Origin of the sequence: Halogranum amylolyticum (assembly GCF_900110465.1) — an archaeon.
In the GTDB taxonomy this organism is placed as follows: domain Archaea; phylum Halobacteriota; class Halobacteria; order Halobacteriales; family Haloferacaceae; genus Halogranum; species Halogranum amylolyticum.
The window spans coordinates 186,981-207,869 of record NZ_FODV01000005.1 but is presented as its reverse complement, the minus strand read 5'-3'; the positions used below and the strand labels follow the sequence as shown (position 1 = coordinate 207,869).

Genomic DNA, 20,889 nt, shown 5'->3' with positions numbered 1-20,889 from the left:
CTATCGACCACTAGTAGCGAAATATTCTTCGGGTAGCTGCGCTTGCTTTTCTCGCTCGATTAGTAAGGGTGCAAATCGAAAACCCTCCATTTCACTCTTACATGGGAGAGAGCCAAACAATGAAGATGAATTCCAGGACGACGACGCCGACGTTCGCAGCGAGTCCGAGGTGGTGCTGAACGACGAGTTCCCGTACGCCACGTCGCACTGATCCGATATCTGCGTCGCTCGACGTGTTTTTCACTCGGTTTACTGCTCCGACGATATCTCCGAACACGAGGGAGTAGCCTGAAATGCCCCAGTAGTATGAAATAATCACCACCGAGGTCCGATCCCATCCGCGTTCGAATCCCTGATAGAGGAGAGCGAGCGTTCCGAATAGCATCACGAAACCGTACGACGGAGGGAGGATGGGGATGAGGTGCTTCAGTACTCGATGGACGAACCGCACGTCGTCATCCTCGACTGTGTCCGTCTCCTCGTCGAACGCCAACGCCAACACGAACCGCTCGATTCGGGAGAGGATGTAGAAGATCGCGGTCCCGAACGTGAACAGTGAGAGGATTACCCCGGATACGAGTTCGAGCGCCATAGCTACCTCAGATCGACCTCGCGGTCGTCGTCACCCACGTGGAGACGATTGGAAAGATACGCCGTGAGGGAAGCGGCGTGTGGCGGCTGGCTCCGGAATCCCACGTAGTCGTCGGGTCGAACCAGATAGAGGGTCGGAACGTGGGCATCGTACTGCGAGTGGAGCTGGCCATCTTCGTCGACCAGTACGGAGACGACTGGGCTCTCTGAAACATCCCTTTCATCGTCCGAGATGACTACGTACTGGTGAAGTTCGAGACCGCCGAAATCGGTCAGTTCCTCGGCGAGGTGAACCATCGAGTCGACTTCGGCAGTTCCGTCGCCTGCAAACAACAGGAGTACGAAGCCTGTTTGTTCGTGAATCTCGTCGTACAACGATGTCTCGGTCCCGTTCAGATAGCGGCAAGATCCATCGAGAACGCGTTCGCCAGCCTTCGGCGCACGCCACGAATCTTCGAGAAGATCGCGTACCTCTCGTTCTACCGTCGAATTCAGGAGACCCGCGAGCGGTGAGTCGACGTGAACGGCAGCAAGCGAACTCCCTCGGTAAGTGTCGTCGAGTTGGGTCATCGCTCGTAGGATTCGCGCCTGTATCCTACTGGACCGGAGCACACGAGGGAGAGCCGTGTTCCGAATCGTCTTCACGAGCGGGTTCGCGGTGACGAGTACCGAGCCGGACGCACCCGTCTTATCGAGTACTGTCTTCGCAATGGGTTTTCGCTCCTCCTCGTAGGTGTCGAGTAGCGCGTCCGAGGCGTCTCCTCCGCAGACGAGGGCGAGCTTCCACCCAAGATTGTACGCATCTTGGATGCCCAGATTCATCCCCAATCCTCCGAGCGGGTTGTGGATGTGTGCGGAGTCCCCCGCCAGGAACACTCGACCACTGCGGTAGCGTGACACCATGCGCTGATTGGCGACGAAGTTGGATGTCCACGGAGCATCCTGAAGTGTGACGTTCCGGTGGATCGTCCGCTCCCGGAGCAATCGCTGGAGAACGTCGATAGTCGCATCCGGTCGCTCCGCCTGTGGGATGGGTGTCACGTCGATGAACAACCGCCAGAGGTCCTCGCCCGGCATCGGTAGGACGGCCACGACACCCTCTTCGTGGAACCAGATGGACGCTTCGGTGTTAGGGAGCTTCCAATCGGCCTTCGCATCGGCGACTAGGACTTCCTGTTCTGTCGTCACACCCTCAAGTTCGAGACCGAGCGTCTCCCGAACGTGACTGTGCGCACCGTCGCTTCCTATAAGCCAGTTCGCTGTGATCTCCTCGGTCTGCTCTTTGCCGTCCTCGCGGTGTCGGACAGTCGCGGCGACCCTGTCGTCCCATTGACCGAACCCGACGAGTTCGCGATCGAATTCGATTTCACCGCCCAATTCGTTGAGTCGATGACCGAGGATTTGCTCGGTGTGGTTCTGCGGAAGGAACCAGATGAACGGATACGGAGACGGAGGCCGAACATTGTCCATGTCGAGATGGAACAACGATTCGTCGTCATCGTAGGCGGTTGCGTCGGTGACGCGAACTCCCTCCTCCAATACTTCGTCCAAGACACCCATGTCCTCGAACGCTTGAAGCGTTCTGGGCTGAATCGCCAGCGCCCGTGAAGTTTCTACGGAGCTGTCTTCCTTCTCGATGAGTCGGCAGTCGACGCCGTGCCGACGAAGTTCAATGGCCGTGGTCAATCCGGTGGGACCCGAACCCACGATCAGTACCTCCGTCTCGCTCGTGACGGAATCAGTCACGGCGTCCCTCCCGATTCCACTCCTCCTTTACTCGCTCCCAGGCCCGTCCGGTCGCTAGCAATCCTCCGATCAACAACGCGGCTGGCCGAAGAGGATTTGACGACGAGTCGGGTGCACGGACGAGTTCTGTATAAACCGCACCCACCATCGTACCGACGGTAAGTCCGCCGCCCACGACGCCGAATACTGGTCGTCCCCGACCAGCTAACAGTCCAAGACCACCGACCGCTTCGACGGTTCCGGTAACCAGCCGGAACCACTGCGGATACCCCCAGTGTTCGAAACTCTGGACTTGACGGTCCACACCGGCGAGTTTGGAGCCACCGCTGAGTAGCATCACTACTCCTAGTAGCGATGAGACGGTATCCAGGAGTCGTTCACCGAGGCCGAGTGGTTCTAGTCCGGCATCATAACGCTCGTTGTCTTCGGTTCGAGTTCCCTTCTTTGTACTCATAGATGGCCATACGGCGGATACGAATATTCAAATGCTGCCGAGCATTATCGGGAGTTAATATACGGAGCAGCGATCGAAAGTGAGTCTATGCGTTCGGAGAACGACGAACGGGAAAACGGACAACGCATGAGGGCACTCACCTTTACCCTCGGGCAACGAAACGAACCCCACATCGCGTATCGGATGTTTGGTACGGATTCCGAGTTCGAAAGAGAACGTGTCTATCACCTCAACGTGCTGGAAGACGGAACCGTCGTCCTGTTCGGTAAATTACGGGGGGACCTAGAGCGAGCGAGAACATTGTTGGAAGAGGACGCAGACGTGCTCGGCTATAGCATCTCCGGCCAGGGAAGCCGAAGCGGACTCGTATTCGTACATGCTCGACCGCCACCGGAAATAAAACGATTTTTGGAACTGCCGCGCACTCACGGGGTGTTCTTCGATTTCCCCATCAAGGGCGCCGAACATGGAGGTCTCCGAGTGACGATGATCGGTGAGACGAACGGCGCATTACAGAAAGCCCTCGCCGACGTTCCGGCGGAACTCGACGTCACTGTAGAACGCATTGGTGCCTATCCGGAGGTCGGGGGTAACGTCGTGTCGTTGTTGACTGACCGTCAGCGAGAGGTGTTGGACGTCGCTCTCGACCTTGGCTACTACGACGTTCCGCGAAAAGCGACCCACCGCGATATCGCCGACCAGATGGGTCTCTCGGTCGGGACCGTCGGCGAACATCTCCAGAAAATCGAGGCTCGCGTGTTGAAAGGAATCGTCTCCTGAAGCACCAATAACAGTGGGGCTTTCTTCTCCACGAGTCATTTGTTTATATACAGCGATCCATGAGGCGCTGTTTCGACCGTTTTCTTCGGATCTGAGACGGAGCGACCGATTAATTTCGGCTGAAAGTGTTACGGATTTCAGCCACCTGAACAAGGTCGAACAGCGCGAGAGCAGGTAGACGAATTCAGGCGTTCCAGAGGTTCTCTTGCCAGACGGTTGATTGATTATCTTTCCAGCTGTTGCTCTTTCGTTCTACGACCGGGAACGAGAACACGGTTCTATAGTCGTCTGGGGCACTGAATCGAAGAGTGACCTTGCGGCGATTGCCGAACTATTCGCGGGCATCCATTCGCGGACCTGTCTATTGCGTGATTCGCTATCCAATCGATGCGTCACGAGAATTCGTGCCCATTATCCCCCACGACGTCTACTGGTTCGGTTCGCTACCGACGGCACTCGACCACTCGAGGACTCTTTAGATGCTTTTAGTAAATGGAACGAGATGCAGAGATATGGACGCACTACAATCGAACGGCAGTACTTTTCGGAAGCACCGATGGTAAACGTCGTTATCTCGGCGGCACAACTCGTCGCTGCACTGATTCTCGTGGTTCTGAACGGGTTTTTCGTCGCTGCTGAGTTCGCTTTCGTTCGGATACGGGGAACGTCGGTCGAACAGCTCGTCGAGGAGGGGCGACCTGGCGCGGGGACGCTCCAGGAAGTGATGGCAAACCTCGACGACTATCTCGCGACGACGCAGCTCGGCATCACCATCGCTTCTCTGGGACTGGGATGGGTCGGCGAACCCGCCGTGGCGTCGCTCATCGAACCCGTTTTGGAACCGATTCTCCCGGCGAATCTCATCCATCTCGTCGCCTTCGCGGTCGGCTTCAGTCTCATCACGTTCCTCCACGTCGTCTTCGGTGAGCTCGCGCCGAAGACGCTTGCAATCGCCAAGACCGAGCGACTCTCGCTGTTCCTGGCCCCGCCGATGAAGATCTTCTATTACATCCTCTATCCCGGGATCGTCGTCTTCAACGGGACGGCCAACGCGTTCACGCGGTCGATCGGCGTGCCGCCCGCCTCCGAAACGGACGAGACGCTCGGCGAACGGGAGCTCCTTCGAGTGCTTTCCCGATCCGGCGAGGAAGGAGACATCGACGTGGCAGAAGTGACGATGATCGAGCGGGTCTTCGATCTCGACGACACCGTGGTGCGAGAGGTCATGGTCCCCCGACCGGACGTGGTGAGCGTTCCGGCGGATGCCACGCTATCCGAACTTCAGTCGACCGTCTTCGAGGCCGGTCACACGCGCTATCCGGTTCTCGATGCCAACGACGGCGACCAAGTGGTCGGATTCGTGGACGTCAAGGACGTGCTGCGAGCAGAGATAGACGACGGGGATGCAGAGAGAGTCGGTGACATCGCCCGCGAGATCCTCATCGTTCCGGAGACGATGACGATCAGCGATCTCCTGATACAGTTCAGAGAGGATCGCCAGCAGATAGCCGGCGTCATCGACGAGTGGGGAGCGTTCGAGGGGATTGCAACGGTCGAAGACATCGTCGAGGCCCTCGTCGGAGACCTTCGAGACGGGTTCGACCTCGACGAGCGCGAACCCTCGATACGCCGGCGCGACGACGGAATGTACGACATCGACGGGGGAGTCTCGTTGTCGAACGTTAACGACACCCTCGATGTGGACTTCGAAAGCGAAGAGGTCGAAACGATCGGCGGATTAGTGCTCGGACAGCTCAACCGCGCGCCAGAACTCGGCGACCGCGTCGAGATCGACGATCACGTGGTTGAGGTAACGAGCGTCGAGGGGACCCGTATTTCGACGGTACGAGTCCACCAAAGAGATATCGATGACGCAGCGGTGGACTGATAGGGATTATCGTCGCCAACCGTGGCTCTTCGTCTGGATTAGCAATCCACGAGAAACGGTTGCCGGATGAGTAAGCGATGAACTCCTCCGATAATCTCTATGAGTAAGAGCGGCAGACGTCTATTCTCGTGGCGTATCCGAGGAGATGCTCGGAACCGTGCTTAGGACCACCGACCGCCACCCGCTGTCGCCTGTATTCGGCGTCGTCTTCTCACCCTCGCCCTGCGTTTTTCGGCGTTTCAAGCGCAAAAACGGCTTCGTTTCTCTCGTTTACGTTGCGGATTTCAGCCGCCTGAGCAAAGTCGAGTGGCGCGAGAGCAGGTAGCGTCTAACAGATCTGGATCTCCATACTGATGCAGGGCGATACATTTACAGAGACGACTTCAGCTCGAATCCGAGTCGATGACCGCACTTGCGAGGTCGTTTCGGGCGTCGGGTCGAGCTGCCTTATCGTCGTGTCGGAGGAGCCAGATGCCCATCGCGCCGACCAGCACCGTAAGTCCGAGGAGGCTAGCGACGTACGCCGTCGGCATACTGGCGGCGTGTAGGGACGTACTATCGACAGCGAAGTGCCACACGACGAGCGGCCACAGGCTCTCCAGCCGGAACGTGACTGCCGCGAGACCGATTCCCGTCGGAATTATCAGGAACATGGTGACGAGCCACTCCATGACGGGTGCGCCAAGGACAATCTGCGAAACGTGGGTCAGACCGAACACTGTTGCCGTCACAACGCCGGCATACAGGCGACCACGGGGTTCGAGGGCACGAAGTAGCACACCACGGTAGAGCAGTTCCTCGGAGATGGCGGCCCCCAGCGCAACACCAACGACGATGAGGACGATGGTTGCCCAAGCGGGAAGCGTCTCTCCCTCGATTAGCGCGACCTCGGGAACGGCCATCCCGAAGACGATCGGTAGGAACACTATCGCTGCGAACGGAAGCAGATAGACGAGCGCACGGCGGTTGGCGGGTGCGGTGAGCCGAACCTTGTCCCACCACCCGAGCCACGAGACGAGGCCGATACTGAACGCGACAAAAATCCAATTCAGCAAAAGGCCGATACCTTCACGCGTAAGCTGAGGAAGCAACGGTGCAAGCACGAGGCGACTGACGACTGCCAGCGCGATGATTCCTACTCCGATTCCGAGGGTGAATATCAATGGGCGACGCTCGACGATTGTATCCATGAGCAGGCTACGCTCGCCAAGTATTTATAAAACTATTAACACTATGTCGCACTGGCTGGAGAGTACGGATCGGAGATTCGAGTCGCAAACTAGTCCCATCTGTCCGAACCAACGAAACTCCGCATGGTCGTCTGTACCCTACTCGGTCATCGAACCGGGGTACACGGAACTCTCACTCGCGGCTCACTGGGTCGGGAGACCAGACGAGAACGACGAACACGAACGAGTGACTCACGACACTACAGCGGCGCGGTCGGGTCGGCTGTCGCTCCGACCGGCAATCGAGGTCTCGATAAGACAACGTCTTTGCGAGTCGGTCATCAGTTTGATGTATGAAATACAACATCTCGAGAGGGGAGTTCGTTCGGCTGTCGAGTCTCGGGGTCACAGCGGGGTTGGCGGGTTGTGGGGAACAGCGATCAGACGACTCGGCGACCACGCCGTCGGGAACCGAGACGGCGACGTCGTCCCGACTGGGACCGTCGGTCGTGGAGGGACGCGTGTTGCGGACGACCGGCGACCCGCTCGACGGAGCGACCGTGAGTGCGACCGTTCGCGGTTCGGAGACGATCGCACAGACCACGACGAACGAGCGAGGAGCGTTCACGCTCGAGACGGGCGGGGAGCGCGTCTGGGTACAGGTGAGCGAGTCGGCCCACGTCGGTCGGACCGTCGCTGCCGCACCCGATACGCCGCTTCGCGTCGAACTGACGCCTCGCGAGGGAACCGTCTCGATGAGCTTCGGCGGCGACGTGATGTTCGGACGGCGCTTCTACGAGGAGAACGACGACTCGCTCAGCCAGCGGTTCAGAATCGACTCCTTGGAGCGCCGCGCCGATCACAAGGAGATACTGAGCTACGTCCGGCCGCTCCTGCAACAGGCCGACGTCACCTCGGTGAACCTCGAGACCGCACTCACGACGACCGAGTGGCGACATCCGAACAAGAAGTACTCGTTCGTCTCGGATCCGGCCGCCGCACCCGCGCTCGTGGACGCGGGCGTCGACTACGTCGCACTCGGCAACAACCACGTCTTCGACGCGCTGACGCCCGGGTTCACGGAGACGGAACAGACACTGGACTCGGCTGACCTCGCCTACTCCGGGGCTGGTCAGAGTAGCGAACAGGCATGGAAACCGGCCTATCTGGAACGTGAGGGGTTGACGGTCGGCATGCTCTCGTGTACGACGGTGACCGGAAGTCAGTACACCGTCGACTGGTCGGCCGACAGCGATCGGTCGATCGAACACTCGCTCTCTCGGTCGACCGACGACGGAGCGACGGAGACACTGCAGTTCTCGGGTGACGTCGGCGCGGCCGAGGCGACCGCCGACCGTCTCGAAACGGCCGTCCGGGAGACCGCACGGAACGCCGACGTCACCGTCGTCCAGATACACGGCGGGAGCGAGTACCAGCGGACGCCGACCGAGACGGTCCGAGATCTGACCGAGACGGCGAGTGCGGCGGGGGCGGATCTTGTCGTCAACCATCACCCACACGTCACGGGCGGTCTCGAGTTCTACGACTCGACACTCGTCGCGTGGTCGCTCGGCAACCTCGTGTTCGATCAGAACTTGTGGGAGACGTTTCAGTCGTACCTGCTGACGGTCCACGTCACGGAGAGCGGCGTCCGGAGAGCGTACCTCGACCCGCTGCTCGTCGAGGGCTACGTCCCGAAGGGTGTCGTCGCGGAACCCGGACTAGCCCAGCTCCGTCGGACGGCCGCCCTCTCCTCCGATGAGTTCGATCTCGGCCGCTCGACGTTCCAGTATCGACGAGACGCCGAGCACGACCGGCGAACCGACCAGAGGACGGTCGAGGGCGACGGGACGATACTCGCCCGGGAGTCGGGGTGGGCTCGGTCGGTCGTCGACGGTGCCGACGAGATCGAACTCGGCGTCGACCTGTTGCCGACCGGTGACTTCGACGACCCCGACGTGGACGAGCGCCGGTACGAGGGGCCGCTGTGGCGGTTCGGACGCGGCGACGACGCGAGTGGTCGCGGAGTCGGACGAGACGGCTCCGGGGGAGTCCGACTGACACGCGAGGCGGGTGACGAACAGCGCGCGATCCTTTCGCCGATCGACCGGATTCCCATAGACGGCCCGCTCACGCTGACCGGACAGTACCAGTATGGATCCTCGGAGGGGCTGGAACTGCTGTGGCGGTGGTACGAGTCGACGGCGGCGACGCACTGCGTGAACGGAGCTTCGACCTCGACGGGACGGGCGACGAGTGGGGACGTCTCCACCGGGAGTTCGAACCTCCGGTCGACGCCGAGTACGTCGACTTCTACCTTCGACTGTCCCCGCCGGAGGACGGCGACAGCACCGTGCGGTTCGACGAGTTGCGACTCGTCGAGTGGAGCGACAGCGACGGCGGGCAACGGTACGACCACCTCCGAGTGGACGGCGAGGCGACCGTCGAACTCGTGGCGCCCGCCGGGGAAGAACAGAGTGCGATCGAGTGGATTCGTCTGGAGTAGGCGACGCTTCACGAGCAACTGCGACCGCGACTGCGACGACGCTCAGTACTCCCAGAGGCGCTCGATCCGCGAGTCGACCTCGGGGTTGTCGTCCCGCAGCGTCTCGACGTCCGTCTCGCCGTCGACGTTGATCACGTGAACTTCGCCGCGACGGCCCGAGTACACGTCCTGGAAGTCGTAAACGACGCCGACGACCTCGACGTCGTCGGGGACGTCGTCGCTCTCGCGGAGGAACTCGACCTGCCGGTCGACGTTGTACTCGACGAGGCGGTTGATCGACCCCGCCCGGTCGACGTCGTCGGGGAGCAGTTCGAGACCCGGTTCGAGCTGCGGTTTCAGCAGGTCGAGACAGTGTTCGATGCCCGCCAGTTCGGAGACGCCGTCGGTGAGTGCGTCGTACGTCGCCGTCACCGCGCCACATCCCGTGTGGCCGACGACGACGGCGACGTTCGTCCCGGTGTGTTCGATCGGGTAGAGCACGTCGCCGGAGACGACCGTGCCGGACTCGGTCTGCTGGACGACACGGTTACCGATGTTCCCACAGGTGAAGATCCGTCCCGGTTCGTCGTTCTCCCACATCCGGTCTTGGAGGACCCGCGAGTCCGAACAGCAGACGGTGACGACCTCGGGACGCTGGCTGTCCTGTACGTCGTCGAACTTCGACTGGAACTCGTCGGCGTGTCGTGCGTTGGCCTGTAGCAACTCGACGAATGGCTGCTGCATAGTTGTGGAAACACGTTCGCCCGGATATATTCCTTGGTACTGGCGTAATTAGTGGACCGTCCGCTTACCGGTTCGACGTGCGTTCCCCGAGTTCCGTCTACGTCCGGTACGTCTCCGCCAGCGCGTCCAGCGACTCGTGGTGTTCGGTGGTGTGGGGTGCGGTCAGCGGCGAAACGCTAACCTTCCCGTCGACGATGGCGCGACGGTCAGTCCCCTCGGGGTCCGGAAGGTCGTCGTCGCGCATCCGGTCCCAGATGCGGTCGACCAGCCGGACGGTCGCGTTCTCGTGTTCGGCCGTCATGTCGTACAGCGTCGACGGTGCGGTGATCGCCATCTCCGCCGGGTCGTCGCCCGGCATCGGCGCGTTGACGTTCAGATAGTCCGCCTGCTCGAAGACGCCCGCGTCGACGGCGTGTTCTGCGAGGAAGACCGCGGCGTCGGTCGCCTCCCGGTAGTCTCCGGGGTCGGTCGCCTTCTCGTGCCACTCGCCGGTCCCGCCCGGAACGTAGAGCGAGACCGCCATCGCGGGGACGTCGAAGAAGGCCGCCTCGACGGCGGCGCTGACCGTCCCCGACCGCCCGAGCACGTACGCACCGAGGTTCGCACCCTTGTTGCAGCCGGCGACGACCAGATCGGTGTCGGGACAGAGCGCCTCGAGTCCCGCGACGGTGCAGTCGGCGGGCGTCCCGTGGATGGCGTACCCGAGTTCGTGTTCTTCGACGGCGGCCTCGTGGGACATCGCCCGGCCGACGGCGCTCTTGTCGTCTGCGGGCGCGACGGCCGTCACGTCGGCGACCTCGTCGAGGACGTCGTAGAGTGCGCGGAAGCCAACGCTCTCGATACCGTCGTCGTTGGTCAGCAAGATGCGGGTTCTGCCCATGGCGAAACGTGCGATGGGGAGCGCAAAAGCGCACCGGTGATGCGCTCTTTCGCCGCTACCGCGTGTTCACACAGCGGTTCGGCCCCGGTACAGCGTTCGAGCGTCGTCTCGTCCGCGTCGGCGCCGGTAGACTCGCGGGCCCGGAAGTCGCCGTAGAACACCCTGCGGAAGCCCGCTCTGAACTCACGTTCGAGAGCGGTCACCAACTCGCCCAGCCTTCTGACAGATGTTGTACGTGTCGAAGTGAGCGACAATCAACGATTCAGATGTCTCAGTCGATATCTCCGGAGACGGCGCAGTTGGGCCACGGACGAGTGAGCGGCGGCTCTGTTCACCGAGGTGACGTTTATTCCCCTCCGGGCCGTATCACGTACCTATGGAGTCCCCTACGAACGAGAGTCGTCGTCGTGCATCCGCCACCGCCTCCGGAACGACCCGCCGTGCGTTCCTCCGAGGCGTGACAGGAGGGGCCGCTGCCGCGGCGACGGTGGCCGGCAGCGCAGGATCCGCCGCCGCACAGGAGGACGGCGGGGGAACGACTCACACCGTCGATATGACCGACGGCCTCGTGTTCGACCCCGACGAGTTGACCATCGCCCCCGGAGACACGGTCCGGTGGGTGAACGTCGGCACGGTCGGTCACAGCGTCACCGCGTACGAGGACGAGATCCCAGAGGACGCCGAGTTCTTCGCCAGCGGTGACTTCGACGGCGAGTCGGCCGCTCGGGGCGGCTACCCCCAGCGGGGGGACGTCGCCGGCGGCGAGGAGTACAGCCACACCTTCGAGGTCGAGGGCGACTACGGCTACTTCTGTATCCCCCACGAGTCGGTCGGGATGATCGCCGAACTCTCGGTCGTCGCGGGTGGCGCACAGCCGGAACCCGCCGTCGACCTCCCGTCGGTGCCCGACTCCGCGAGGTCGCTCGCCGTCGCGACGACGACGGCGTTCGTCTCGGTGGTCGCGCTCGCTTACTTTTTCCTGAAGTACGGCGGCGACTACGGCGAACAGGAGACTGGCGAGGAGTCGCAGTCACGTCGCTGACGTGGTCGGCCGGAAAGCCGGAACGCACACAAGGGAGCACGTGTACGTTCGCCTATGGGACTCGGAAGCACGGCGAAGAAGGTCCAGCGAATCGCGGACATGGCGGAGGAACTCTACAAGCGACTCAACGAGCTCCGCGATCAGATCAAAGAGATGCAGGAGACGGTCAGTGGGACCAGAGACCGCGTCGAGGCGCTCGAAGCCGAGAGCGCCGAGCAGCGCGCGATCCTGGAGGCGCTCGCCAAAGAGCAGGGTATCGACCTCGACTCCGTGACGGCAGAAGCCCACATCGCCGAGGCCGAAGACGACTCGCTGGCTGGCGACAGCGCCGACGCCGCTACTGCTGCCGAAGACGGCAGCGAGACCGACCAGTCGGCCGATTCGACGGAGACGCCGTCCACGTCGGACGGTCAGTAGTCCGCCCCATCGACCCGCGACGCTCTCCCGTGAGCGACGCGAGACGAGGATAACAACGTTAAGGGGACGGGGCAACATTTGCCACCGTAATGACGACCCATCGGGAACCGCTCGCGTCCGTCTTAGAGACTATCGGTGAGACGCCGCTCGTCTCCCTCCACGCCGCCCCCGACGACGTTCCGGTCTACGCGAAACTGGAGTCGTTCAACCCCGGTGCCAGCATCAAAGACCGGATCGGGAAGTACATGCTCGAACAGATGCTCGCCGAGGGGACGCTCTCGCCCGGTGGGACGGTGATCGAACCGACGGCGGGCAACACCGGCATCGGCATCGCCGTCGCCGCCGGTCGACTCGACCTCGAGGCGGTGTTCGTCGTCCCCGAACGCTTCAGCGTCGAGAAACAGCAACTGATGCGCGCGCTCGGTGCGACCGTCGTCAACACGCCCTCCGAGGACGGGATGGGTGGTGCCATCGACCGCGCACACGAACTCGCCGAGGAACTCGACGACGCCGTCGTCCCCCAGCAGTTCAAGAACCCGCTCAACGTCGAGGCGCACTACGAGACGACCGCACCCGAGATCTACGACGCACTCGACGGCGAGGTCGGTGCGCTCGTCGCCGGCTGTGGCACCGCGGGGACGCTGATGGGGATGGCGCGCTACGGTCGCGAACTCCACGCGGACACCTACGTCGTCGCCGTCGAACCCGAAGGCTCGCTCTACTCGACGCTGCAGGGCCGCGACGTCGAAGAAGGCGAGTACAAGACGGAGGGGATCGGTACCCACGATCCGGCGACCAACGAACTGTTCGACGCCGACCTCGTCGACGACGTCGTGCAGGTGGCCGACCGGGACACGCACGCGGAGATGCAGCGGCTCGCCCGCGAGGAGGGACAGCTGGTCGCGTCGAGCGCCGCGGCCAACAGCGTCGTCGCCCAGCAGGTCGCTTGGGAGATCCGCGACGACGAGATCGACGCCCCGTTCGACACGGTCGCGACGGTCTTCCCCGACTCCAGCGAGCGATATCTCTCGAAGGGCGTCTACGACGACTACGAGCAGTGGGAGGGGTAGGTCGCCGGCCGTCGCCCTCGCCGTCGGCATCTCGGACGCTCGACGACGACCGTCTCAGTCGGGGGTCTCTCGCGACCGGCCGGACGCGGGTCGCTCCTGCTCTGTCAACGTCGGCCGTTCGATCCGTCCGTCGGTCTGCGGGTCGAGACCGACGTAGCGAGCGTAGCGACGAGCGGATGTTCGCCAGCGTAGCTGTCGACGACGTCGCCGGGTCCGACCGCCGTGAGTCGGCGGTTCGTCCGCAGGAAGTACGCGACGGTGGCGAGCGTGTACTCCTGATCCGGAGCGACGGGGTCGCCGCCGACGGAGAGTTCGCAGAGCGTCGAACGGTCGTCGTCCCACACGACGTGCATCCCGCTGACGTGTCCGAAACAGGCCTCGGGGGCGTCCGCACAGACGTCGGCGAGCGAGAGGTCGTGGACGGCAGCACGGAGGTCCGCGCCCGTGCAGCTGACGACGCGGAACTCGTCGTCGAACGGCGCCACTCGTCGGAGATCGAACGCCGTCACCTCCCCGAACAGGGCGGGTCCGGTGCGGAACCCGCCGGCGGGGACGACGGCGGCGTCGGCGTCGGCGCCCAACGGATCGCGTCGGCGACGGCGTTACCGAGGGGGCTCTCCGCGCAGTTGACCGTGACGTCGGTCCGCTCGATAGGGTCGTCGAGGCGGGTGACCACCTCGTCGAGTCCGGTGACCGCGATGCGAGTCGCGAGCGCCTGTTCGAGACTCTCGTCGGGCGTGACGGACGCCTCGCCGACGATGTGTGGCTCGACGATCGGCGCTTCGTCGGCCGTGAGTTGCACCTCGGTCAGCCGCTCCCCGCCGGCCCCGGTCCGAACGTAACAGGTGTCGCCGTGTCGAGAGACGACCGGGTCGTGACGGTGACCGTCGAGGACGACGTCGGCGTCGACGGCGTCTGCGAGTCGTTCGTCGCCGACGTGAGCGAGGACGACGACGAACGCCACCGCCGGCTCCGACGCCCGGAGGTCGGCGATCGCCTCGGTCGCGGCGTCGACGGGGTCGGTGATGGTGAGCGACGTCGCTCTGGGGTCCGACAGCGGCGTCTCCGCGGTCGTCACGCCGACGAGGCCGACGCGAGTGCCTTCGACGTCGGCGACGGTCCACGGGGCGGTGTGGGGGTGGCCGAACCGCCGTCCGTCGTCCTCGAAGATGTTTGCCGTGAGCCACTCGTTGGGTGCGCCGCGGACCAACGCGCGCGCGGCGTCGAGTCCGTGGTCGAACTCGTGGTTGCCGAACGTCTCGAAGTCGGTGCCGACCGCGTTGAAGAAGTCCAGCGCCTGCCGTCCGTCGCTCTCGACGCCGAGGACGCTCGGGGCGGTGTTGTCGCCCGTTCCGAGGACGAGCGTTCCCGGACAGCGTCGCTCGCCGACGACGGCGGCGACGCGTGCGGCGTGTTTCGGGTCGTCGAACGCGCGTTCGAGATCCGAGTAGTGGAGGAGTCGGACGGCCACGTGTGAAACTCTCCGACCACAGTGAGAAAACGCTGACGTTCACTCCAGCAGCCGCTGGTGTTCCACCTTCATACATCTGTCCTGCACGACGCGGAGCCCCGCTTCCTCGGCGCGAGCGACCGCCTCGTCGTGTGTGATGCCGAGTTGGAGCCAGAGCGCCTGTACGTCGGCGTGTTCCTCGTGACGTGCGAGGACGTCGTCGACGACGCCGGGCACCGCCTCGCTCGGTCGAAACACGTTCACCAGGTCGACCGAGCGTTCGACCTCGTCCAGCGAGTCGTACGCCCGCTTGCCGAGGACCTCGTCGGCGAAGGGGTTGACGGGGACGATCTCGTATCCGTGACGTTGGAGGTACGCCGGGATCTCGTGTGCGGCCTTGCCGGGCGTCGTCGAACAGCCGACGACGGCGATCGTCTCGAGATCGAACAGCGAGCGGAGTTCCTCGTCACTCGTGAGCGGCATACCGTCGCAAAGGGCGAGTGGAGACAAAAAGGGTTCGCGCGCTCACGAGACAGCGTCGACTATCGCTGCCATTCGACGTCGTCATCGCTGCCATTCGACGTCGTCATCGCCGCCACTCGACTTCAGTCGCTGGCGAGTCGGATCGACGGCGGTTCGTCTTCGGCCGTCGTGACGATGCCGTCGAACAGCTGTTTGAGCGTGTTCATCGTCTGTTCGTCGTGAGCGCTCGCGTCGATACAGAACAGTCCGAGCCCGTTCACGCTCTGGACCCGACCCGTGAACACGTGGAGGAAGCGGAACACCGTCTGGAGGTTCGAGTACATCAGGAGCGTCGACAGCGAGTGGACCAGGATGCGGTTGCGTTCGATCCGCTGTTCCTGATAGAACGCCTGGAGGAACTCCGAGAGTTTGATCCCGATTCCGGTCATGTCGACCGGCGACGAGGCGTACTTGATCCGGTCGTCGTCGCGGAGGTCGCCGACGCCCTGCTGGCGGGAGACGCAGTCGACGACGGCCACCGGCTTCCCCTCGTGGGGAGTCCGTTTCGCGTAGTCGCCGAGGAGACGCTCGCCGCTGTCTTTCGTCGTGACGACGATCGCCCCCTCGTCCGCGCGCGTCCCCGCCGCGAGGACGTCGAGTGCGAGCGACCGCTTTCCCGTCAACGGCGGGCCAGTGACGAGGACGTTCGTTCCCGGCTCGACCTCGGCGTCGAACGTCGGACGGAGGTCATACATCGGCAGTCACCGCCGAACCACCCGCTCGTCGCGGACCGACTACACACCGCTCCGCATCGGCGGGAGTCATCAACTGATAAGAAAATACGGTGAGTCGGTAATATTCTTTTTGATAGAGCTATCGGTACACACTACTGGCTCCCGACGTCGGACCGGAGTGTCTCGCCGCCGGAGGACGTCCCGGAGGCGACTCGGTGTCGACGACGCCGTCGGAACGGTCAAATCTCGGGCCCTTTACTCGCTCGTCGGTAGCGCTGCCAACCGGTCGAGCGACTGCTGTCGGATGAACTCGATCGCCATGCTGGTCAGATGGTCGGGCGAACAGGCTTCGGCCCGGTCGAGATACTCGACGACGACGTCGCGGAGGTTCGCGACGCCCGTCTCCTGGTCGGCCGCGAGGTTCAACTCCGCCGTCACCGGCGTCAGCTGCGTCCGACGGTCCTCCGGGTAGTCGTCCGTGTCGTCGAGGCCGACCTGTGCCGCGATGACCATGAGGACGATCGCCCGCTTGAACTCGTGTCCGAGGTCGACGTCGAGGTCGGCCTCGTACATGTTCAGCATGTCCTCGTAGAGGATGCCGACGCGGAGATACTGGGTGAGGAAGTACGGCAGCGACTGGTCGTCGTCGAACAGCTCGAGCGTGTCCGCCGACTCGGCGAACTTGTAGGAGTCGCGAATCTCGTCGGCGATGGTCGACCGATCTTCTCCCTCGGCGGCGTGATACCGCTCGAGCAGGTCGCGGAACCGTTCGTCGTCGTCCTGGTGTCCCTCCGAGAGACCGACGGCGTGTTCGTAGTGTTCGCGGACGGCTGCAGGCGTGTCGGGGCTCTCGAACCAGCAGCTGACGTTCTCCGACAGGCGTTCCTGTGCGCGTGCGGCGACGCGGGACTTCGGCCGTGCGTTCGTCTCGAAGTCCTCGTACTCCTCGTCGTTGATGGCGTCGCGCATGTCGCCGTCGACGAGCGCCTGGACGATGTTGTAGGTCGTCGTCCTGCTCTCGCGGGCGAGCTCCTCGTCGACGTCGCGGACGTGACGGAGGAGCGGAACGTCGTTGGCGAGCAGACAGAGGCGACCGAGCGTCAGAAGCGCCGGCAGGACGAGTCGAGTGTCGTAGTCGAACCGAACCGCCGTGCCCACGTCGACCGTCTCGATCTCGCCCGCCGCGAGCGCACGCTCGAGTTCGACCTCGACGTCGCTGAACATCCGTTCGGTCATCGCGTCGATGTCGGCGTCGACCTCGGAGCGAAGCAAGAGGACGGGTACCACTCCGGGGTCGGGAGACCGACCGACGTAGCGGAGAAACGCCCGAGCGATGGGCGGCACTCGTGACCGTGCCGTGACGGCTACATCCTGCATTGGTTGTGTGGTACACGACCAGCCACTAATAGGGGTTGTGAACGCGCCGGCGACCATACGAGGTGAGCCGAGAAGGGGCGAGCCGAGATAGGCCGCCGTCGTCCCGGAACTCACGACCGATTCGCGAGCTATTTACTCGCTGCTCCGTGCAGTTGAACTGATGGTTTCCTTCGACGAGTTCGCGCGCGGCGTCGGTCGACTGGTCGACACGGTCGGCATCGTCGGCCGGACGGTCGGCCCGTTCGACACCAATCCGGTTCCGAGAGAGTGGACCCACGTCACCAAACTCGACCCCGAGAACGCGAAGAAACTCCCGCTGCTCTACCCACTCTTCCTTCGACACACGAGCGCCGTCTCCGTCGGCGGGTCGAGCGACGTCACCGCGCGGAACACCGAAGAGACGTTCGCGCTCCTCGAACCGCTCTCGGTCCCCGCCTTCCACGAACCCAGCGAGGCGCGACACGTCACCGAACGCACCCGCGAGGCCGCCGCGTTCATCGCCATCCCCGAAGTGCTCAACGGCGACTCCGAGTCGCTCGTCGGCACGCTCGGAAAAGGAACCGAGTACATCCGCGAGGAACTCACGCCGTCGATGCTCGCGGAGAAACTCCCGTGGTGGACGCCGGACCGCGTGCTCGACGCGCTCGCGAACGTCGCCACCTCGCTGCTGCTCTCGGAGGCGGTGTTCGAGGCCTACGTCATCCAGAACCCCGACAGCGCAGCCGCTCGCGAAGCGAACGTCGAGGAAGACGACCTGCTCGCGGCGGACGCGGCGAAACAGCACGCGATGGCCGCCGAGCGACACCTCGAGAGCGAACTCGTCTACCTGGAGTACTCCGGCACCTACGGCGGCGACGAAGCAGCCGACATCCTATCGGCCGTCGCAGACAGCCTCGACTGGTCGCGACTCTGGTACGGCGGCGGACTCGACTCTCGGGAGCACGCACAGGCGATGCTCGATGCCGGTGCAGACACCGTCGTCGTCGGCGACGTCTTCCACGACGTCGCCGCCGAGGAAGCGACGCTCTGTGCGGACGCCCGAGACGACCTCTCGACCGACGCCGACGCCGAGACGATCCGCGAGTGGGTGACGGATCACGTCGACGTCGACGACTCGGCCGCCGCGCGCTACCTCTCGACGGTCCCCTCGGTAACAGACCCCGTCGAAACCGCCGAGCGGTATCTGGCCGCGACAGTGGAGACACACCTCGAACTGACGCGACTCGGCGAGCTAGCGGCCGAGGCGGAACCGACGACGCGAGGGGAGCTTCGGCGGTTCGTCGACGAGCAGACGGACGGGACGATTCCCGGCGAGCGACATCTCCAGGGAACGACTCGCGGGGAGAGTACGTCGATGGCGCGGACGATAACCGTCGACGTACTGGCGCGACGCCTCCGTCTCGACGAGTCTGAACTTCCGGTGTCGCATCTCAGTACGGCTGTCTGACTGTCGCGTGTGTCCGATCCCCATCGCCGAACGAAATCCGGGGGTTTAAAATCAGACCTCCCCGTACGAAGGAGTGAGGGCGCTTAGCTCAGTCTGGACAGAGTGCTTGGCTTCGGACCAAGTTGTCACGGGTTCAAATCCTGTAGCGCCCATCCGTTTTCCGAACGATCGACATCCATAAGACATGTTCAGCGCGACAGTCTCACGGAGCTAGACTGCCAATCCGATACTCTCACTTCTCCGACTGCGACGGTTGACGGAGGACGACGAGCAACAACACACCGACCACCGCCGCCACGCCCACGACGACCCCGAACCCGGGACTCGTCGTCTCGGTGGTCGGTGCGGATGTCGGTGACGGCGTCGGTTCGGGCGTGGGTGTCGCCGTCGGAGTCACAGTCGGCGTCGACTCGGGCGTCGCCGTCGGAGTCGCGTCGACCGTCACCGAAATCGGCGTGAGTCCGTCGACGGCGACGGCGTAGCTCCCCGGTTCTTCGAAGCTCAGTTCGAAAGAGACGGAACGCTCTTCACCGGGTGGAACGACGACAGGCTTCGTCTCTCGAGAGTCCCCGTCGACGCGGAGCGTCGTCTGGTGACTCCGGCGCTGGTCGCCGCGGTTCACGATCGTCGCCGAAACTTGTATCGTCTCTCCCGAGTCGACCGTCGTCGCCGACGTGGCGAGGTCGCGAGCGTGGATGGACGGGTCGACGGCGACAGCGTAGACGTCGTCACGGCCCGCACCGGTCGAACTGGTCCAGCCAACCAAGAGGTGACCCGTCTCGGTCGATTCGACGGCCGCGAACACGTCGTTGCCGTCGCCGCCGTACGTCTGTCGCCACCGTTCCCGGCCGCGGTCGTCGAGCGCGAGGACGAGCGCGTCGGTCGTGGCGCTCCGCCCCTCGCGGTAGCTCCCCACGAGTAACACGCCGCCCTCGTCGACGACGACGTCTTCGACCGTCACCTCGTCGTAGCTTCGACGCCACTGGAGTGTCCCAGTCGTCCCGTCGAGCCGTGCCGCCCATCCGGCGGCGACCCGGTTTCGTGTCTGCGTTCCGACGAGGAGGTAATCCCCGTCGGGGAGCTCGACCACGCTCGTGGTCCGGGCCTCGACGCTCGGGCTCCCGATCAGTTCGCGCCACAGCGGCTCGCCCTCCGGCGTAAGTTCGACCGCCCACGCTCTGACGTCGCCCTCACTGCGGTCGCTTTCGCCGACGACGAGCACCGTCCCGTTCGTCGTCTCGATCACGTCGGTGAAACGCTCTTTCGCCGCCGGTCGGCCGGTGTAGTTCCGAATTTCCGTAAAGCGACCAACGTCGTCGACGGCGACGACGGCCGCCGGCTGCGAACCGTTACCCGTGATGCGCTGACCGACGAGCAGATAGCCGTCGTCGCGTAGAACCGCATCTCCGACACCGGTACCGACGCCGTAGAGCCGGGACCACTCGATCGCTCCGTCGGCGTCGAGACCGTAGAGTTCGACTCCCTCGACCGTGCCGATCTCGCCAGCGAGGAAGTACCCCCGCTCGGTCACGAGCAACGCACGGGGTGATTCGTCGCTCCCGGTGCCGTACGGTCGCGCCCACTGCTCTCGTCCCTCCTCGTCGAGTCGAACCAGCCACAGATCTCCGCGACTCCCGGTGGCCTGCCCGAACGAGCGGGTCGACGCCGCGAGGAGATAACCGTCGTCGAGGCGAACGACGAGGGCTCCACGGTCGTCTCTCGGTCCGCCGTAGGTCCGTATCCAGGCCTCGACGGGTGGATCGTCGGGTCCGCTCTCCTGGTTCTCCTGGCTCTCTTGGCTCGTCTGATTCGCCTGACTCTCCTGACTCTCGACCGTCTCCCGTGCGAGGACATCGCCGACGACCGGCCCGAACAGCGGCGTTCCTACGGAGGCGACGAGGAGAACGACCACGACGGCGGCGAGGGGGAAGGACTCGGAGTACACCCATACTAGTCGGACGGAACTCGCATCAAGCTATGTGCTAACGTGTCCGTTCGAGAGACTGTAACGGCTCGTTCGAGGGACTGTGAACGGGAGCCACGGCCACGAACCACGACAACAAATAGCACGACTGCGGACGTTGCGCGGAGTCCGATGGCTCCGACGAGTGCGGACGCGGGGCTTAGTCGCCCGATAATATTGACCCCTCGGT

At 63.6% G+C, this 20,889-nt stretch carries 20 protein-coding genes and 1 tRNA gene; 8 read left to right on the top strand and 13 right to left on the bottom strand.

All coding sequences use genetic code 11. The features are described from left to right. Nucleotides 1-97: 97 nt before the first annotated feature. From BSG17_RS12020 to BSG17_RS12010, 3 genes are read right to left on the bottom strand one after another with little or no spacing between them, the layout of a single operon-like run. Nucleotides 98-592 (bottom strand): hypothetical protein, encoded by a 495-nt coding sequence (locus tag BSG17_RS12020; protein ID WP_089824359.1) that lies wholly within the window; start codon nt 590-592, stop codon nt 98-100. Nucleotides 593-594: 2 nt separating this feature from the next. Beyond that, nucleotides 595-2,337 (bottom strand): FAD-dependent monooxygenase, encoded by a 1,743-nt coding sequence (locus BSG17_RS12015; protein WP_170864789.1) that lies wholly within the window; start codon nt 2,335-2,337, stop codon nt 595-597. Next, nucleotides 2,330-2,791 carry a DoxX family protein gene (locus BSG17_RS12010; protein ID WP_089824356.1) on the bottom strand — a complete coding sequence of 154 codons (462 nt, stop codon included), beginning with the start codon at nt 2,789-2,791 and terminating at the stop codon, nt 2,330-2,332. Before BSG17_RS12010 ends, BSG17_RS12015 begins: the two co-directional genes overlap by 8 nt. 87 nt (nt 2,792-2,878) lie before the next feature. Between BSG17_RS12010 and BSG17_RS28935 the strand changes: the two genes are divergently transcribed. Together BSG17_RS28935 and BSG17_RS12000 are read left to right on the top strand one after the other, a co-directional pair. Beyond that, nucleotides 2,879-3,571 carry a helix-turn-helix domain-containing protein gene (locus BSG17_RS28935; protein ID WP_449271717.1) on the top strand — a complete coding sequence of 231 codons (693 nt, stop codon included), beginning with the start codon at nt 2,879-2,881 and terminating at the stop codon, nt 3,569-3,571. 556 nt (nt 3,572-4,127) lie between these two features. Beyond that, entirely contained in the window at nt 4,128-5,459 is a 1,332-nt protein-coding gene (locus tag BSG17_RS12000; protein ID WP_089824354.1) for a hemolysin family protein, read from the top strand. 383 nt (nt 5,460-5,842) lie between these two features. Here the strand turns inward: BSG17_RS12000 and BSG17_RS11995 are convergent, their stop codons facing one another. Then, a complete protein-coding gene (locus BSG17_RS11995; RefSeq protein WP_089824352.1) occupies nt 5,843-6,649 on the bottom strand; it encodes a CPBP family intramembrane glutamic endopeptidase in 807 nt (268 codons plus the stop codon). Between the two features lie 332 nt (nt 6,650-6,981). On the opposite strand from BSG17_RS11995, the gene BSG17_RS11990 reads away from it, so the two are divergent. Then, nucleotides 6,982-9,273 carry a CapA family protein gene (locus tag BSG17_RS11990; RefSeq protein ID WP_211609121.1) on the top strand — a complete coding sequence of 764 codons (2,292 nt, stop codon included), beginning with the start codon at nt 6,982-6,984 and terminating at the stop codon, nt 9,271-9,273. Here the strand turns inward: BSG17_RS11990 and BSG17_RS11985 are convergent. The 3 genes from BSG17_RS11985 to BSG17_RS27005 all read right to left on the bottom strand — a co-directional run bounded on the left by BSG17_RS11985 (nt 9,177) and on the right by BSG17_RS27005 (nt 10,940). After that, a complete protein-coding gene (locus BSG17_RS11985) occupies nt 9,177-9,857 on the bottom strand; it encodes a carbonic anhydrase (protein WP_089824350.1) in 681 nt (226 codons plus the stop codon). The two genes, BSG17_RS11990 and BSG17_RS11985, sit on opposite strands and share 97 nt — an antisense overlap. 97 nt (nt 9,858-9,954) lie before the next feature. Further along, a complete protein-coding gene (gene surE / locus BSG17_RS11980) occupies nt 9,955-10,737 on the bottom strand; it encodes a 5'/3'-nucleotidase SurE (protein ID WP_089824348.1) in 783 nt (260 codons plus the stop codon). After that, a complete protein-coding gene (locus tag BSG17_RS27005) occupies nt 10,713-10,940 on the bottom strand; it encodes a hypothetical protein (protein WP_170864788.1) in 228 nt (75 codons plus the stop codon). Before BSG17_RS27005 ends, surE begins: the two co-directional genes overlap by 25 nt. Before the next feature lie 173 nt (nt 10,941-11,113). Here BSG17_RS27005 and BSG17_RS11975 point away from each other — a divergent pair, with 173 nt between their 5' ends. The 3 genes from BSG17_RS11975 (at nt 11,114) to BSG17_RS11965 (ending at nt 13,266) form a co-directional block, all read left to right on the top strand. Next, complete coding sequence (locus BSG17_RS11975; RefSeq protein ID WP_089824345.1) at nt 11,114-11,779, top strand: plastocyanin/azurin family copper-binding protein; 666 nt, start codon at nt 11,114-11,116, stop codon at nt 11,777-11,779. A 54-nt stretch (nt 11,780-11,833) separates the two neighbouring features. Continuing rightward, entirely contained in the window at nt 11,834-12,196 is a 363-nt protein-coding gene (locus tag BSG17_RS11970) for a DUF5798 family protein (RefSeq protein ID WP_089824343.1), read from the top strand. A gap of 89 nt (nt 12,197-12,285) precedes the next feature. Continuing rightward, the gene (locus tag BSG17_RS11965) at nt 12,286-13,266 is read left to right on the top strand and encodes a PLP-dependent cysteine synthase family protein (RefSeq protein ID WP_089824341.1); all 981 of its coding nucleotides are present in this window, start codon (nt 12,286-12,288) and stop codon (nt 13,264-13,266) included. A 104-nt stretch (nt 13,267-13,370) separates the two neighbouring features. Here BSG17_RS11965 and BSG17_RS11960 read toward each other — a convergent pair whose 3' ends face one another. The 5 genes from BSG17_RS11960 to BSG17_RS11940 all read right to left on the bottom strand — a co-directional run bounded on the left by BSG17_RS11960 (nt 13,371) and on the right by BSG17_RS11940 (nt 17,289). Next, entirely contained in the window at nt 13,371-13,847 is a 477-nt protein-coding gene (locus tag BSG17_RS11960) for a 5'-nucleotidase C-terminal domain-containing protein (protein ID WP_089824338.1), read from the bottom strand. After that, nucleotides 13,772-14,737, bottom strand: coding sequence for a bifunctional metallophosphatase/5'-nucleotidase (locus BSG17_RS11955; protein ID WP_089824336.1), 966 nt, complete (start codon nt 14,735-14,737; stop codon nt 13,772-13,774). The genes BSG17_RS11960 and BSG17_RS11955 overlap by 76 nt, the downstream gene beginning before the upstream one ends. 39 nt (nt 14,738-14,776) lie before the next feature. Beyond that, nucleotides 14,777-15,199 (bottom strand): CoA-binding protein, encoded by a 423-nt coding sequence (locus BSG17_RS11950; protein ID WP_089824334.1) that lies wholly within the window; start codon nt 15,197-15,199, stop codon nt 14,777-14,779. Between the two features lie 122 nt (nt 15,200-15,321). Continuing rightward, nucleotides 15,322-15,933 (bottom strand): RAD55 family ATPase, encoded by a 612-nt coding sequence (locus BSG17_RS11945; protein WP_089824332.1) that lies wholly within the window; start codon nt 15,931-15,933, stop codon nt 15,322-15,324. A 234-nt stretch (nt 15,934-16,167) separates the two neighbouring features. Continuing rightward, nucleotides 16,168-17,289 carry a hypothetical protein gene (locus tag BSG17_RS11940; protein WP_139246597.1) on the bottom strand — a complete coding sequence of 374 codons (1,122 nt, stop codon included), beginning with the start codon at nt 17,287-17,289 and terminating at the stop codon, nt 16,168-16,170. A 160-nt stretch (nt 17,290-17,449) separates the two neighbouring features. Between BSG17_RS11940 and BSG17_RS11935 the strand changes: the two genes are divergently transcribed. Together BSG17_RS11935 and BSG17_RS11930 are read left to right on the top strand one after the other, a co-directional pair. After that, the gene (locus tag BSG17_RS11935) at nt 17,450-18,736 is read left to right on the top strand and encodes a geranylgeranylglyceryl/heptaprenylglyceryl phosphate synthase (RefSeq protein ID WP_089824329.1); all 1,287 of its coding nucleotides are present in this window, start codon (nt 17,450-17,452) and stop codon (nt 18,734-18,736) included. Nucleotides 18,737-18,813: 77 nt separating this feature from the next. Next, nucleotides 18,814-18,888 (top strand) — tRNA-Arg (locus BSG17_RS11930). An 80-nt stretch (nt 18,889-18,968) separates the two neighbouring features. On the opposite strand, the gene BSG17_RS11925 is transcribed toward BSG17_RS11930, so the two are convergent. Then, the gene (locus BSG17_RS11925) at nt 18,969-20,681 is read right to left on the bottom strand and encodes a PGF-CTERM sorting domain-containing protein (protein ID WP_089824327.1); all 1,713 of its coding nucleotides are present in this window, start codon (nt 20,679-20,681) and stop codon (nt 18,969-18,971) included. Between the last annotated feature and the right edge of the window lie 208 nt (nt 20,682-20,889).

Bases quoted from the DNA above. Each gene is read 5' to 3' on its own strand.
- BSG17_RS12020 (WP_089824359.1), bottom strand. From the start codon at position 592: ATGGCGCTCGAACTCGTATCCGGGGTAATCCTCTCACTGTTCACGTTC.
- BSG17_RS12010 (WP_089824356.1), bottom strand. From the start codon at position 2,791: ATGAGTACAAAGAAGGGAACTCGAACCGAAGACAACGAGCGTTATGAT.
- BSG17_RS28935 (WP_449271717.1), top strand. From the start codon at position 2,879: ATGCGTTCGGAGAACGACGAACGGGAAAACGGACAACGCATGAGGGCA.
- BSG17_RS12000 (WP_089824354.1), top strand. From the start codon at position 4,128: ATGGTAAACGTCGTTATCTCGGCGGCACAACTCGTCGCTGCACTGATT.
- BSG17_RS11995 (WP_089824352.1), bottom strand. From the start codon at position 6,649: ATGGATACAATCGTCGAGCGTCGCCCATTGATATTCACCCTCGGAATC.
- BSG17_RS11990 (WP_211609121.1), top strand. From the start codon at position 6,982: ATGAAATACAACATCTCGAGAGGGGAGTTCGTTCGGCTGTCGAGTCTC.
- BSG17_RS11985 (WP_089824350.1), bottom strand. From the start codon at position 9,857: ATGCAGCAGCCATTCGTCGAGTTGCTACAGGCCAACGCACGACACGCC.
- surE (WP_089824348.1), bottom strand. From the start codon at position 10,737: ATGGGCAGAACCCGCATCTTGCTGACCAACGACGACGGTATCGAGAGC.
- BSG17_RS11975 (WP_089824345.1), top strand. From the start codon at position 11,114: ATGGAGTCCCCTACGAACGAGAGTCGTCGTCGTGCATCCGCCACCGCC.
- BSG17_RS11970 (WP_089824343.1), top strand. From the start codon at position 11,834: ATGGGACTCGGAAGCACGGCGAAGAAGGTCCAGCGAATCGCGGACATG.
- BSG17_RS11965 (WP_089824341.1), top strand. From the start codon at position 12,286: ATGACGACCCATCGGGAACCGCTCGCGTCCGTCTTAGAGACTATCGGT.
- BSG17_RS11950 (WP_089824334.1), bottom strand. From the start codon at position 15,199: ATGCCGCTCACGAGTGACGAGGAACTCCGCTCGCTGTTCGATCTCGAG.
- BSG17_RS11945 (WP_089824332.1), bottom strand. From the start codon at position 15,933: ATGTATGACCTCCGTCCGACGTTCGACGCCGAGGTCGAGCCGGGAACG.
- BSG17_RS11940 (WP_139246597.1), bottom strand. From the start codon at position 17,289: ATGCAGGATGTAGCCGTCACGGCACGGTCACGAGTGCCGCCCATCGCT.
- BSG17_RS11935 (WP_089824329.1), top strand. From the start codon at position 17,450: ATGGTTTCCTTCGACGAGTTCGCGCGCGGCGTCGGTCGACTGGTCGAC.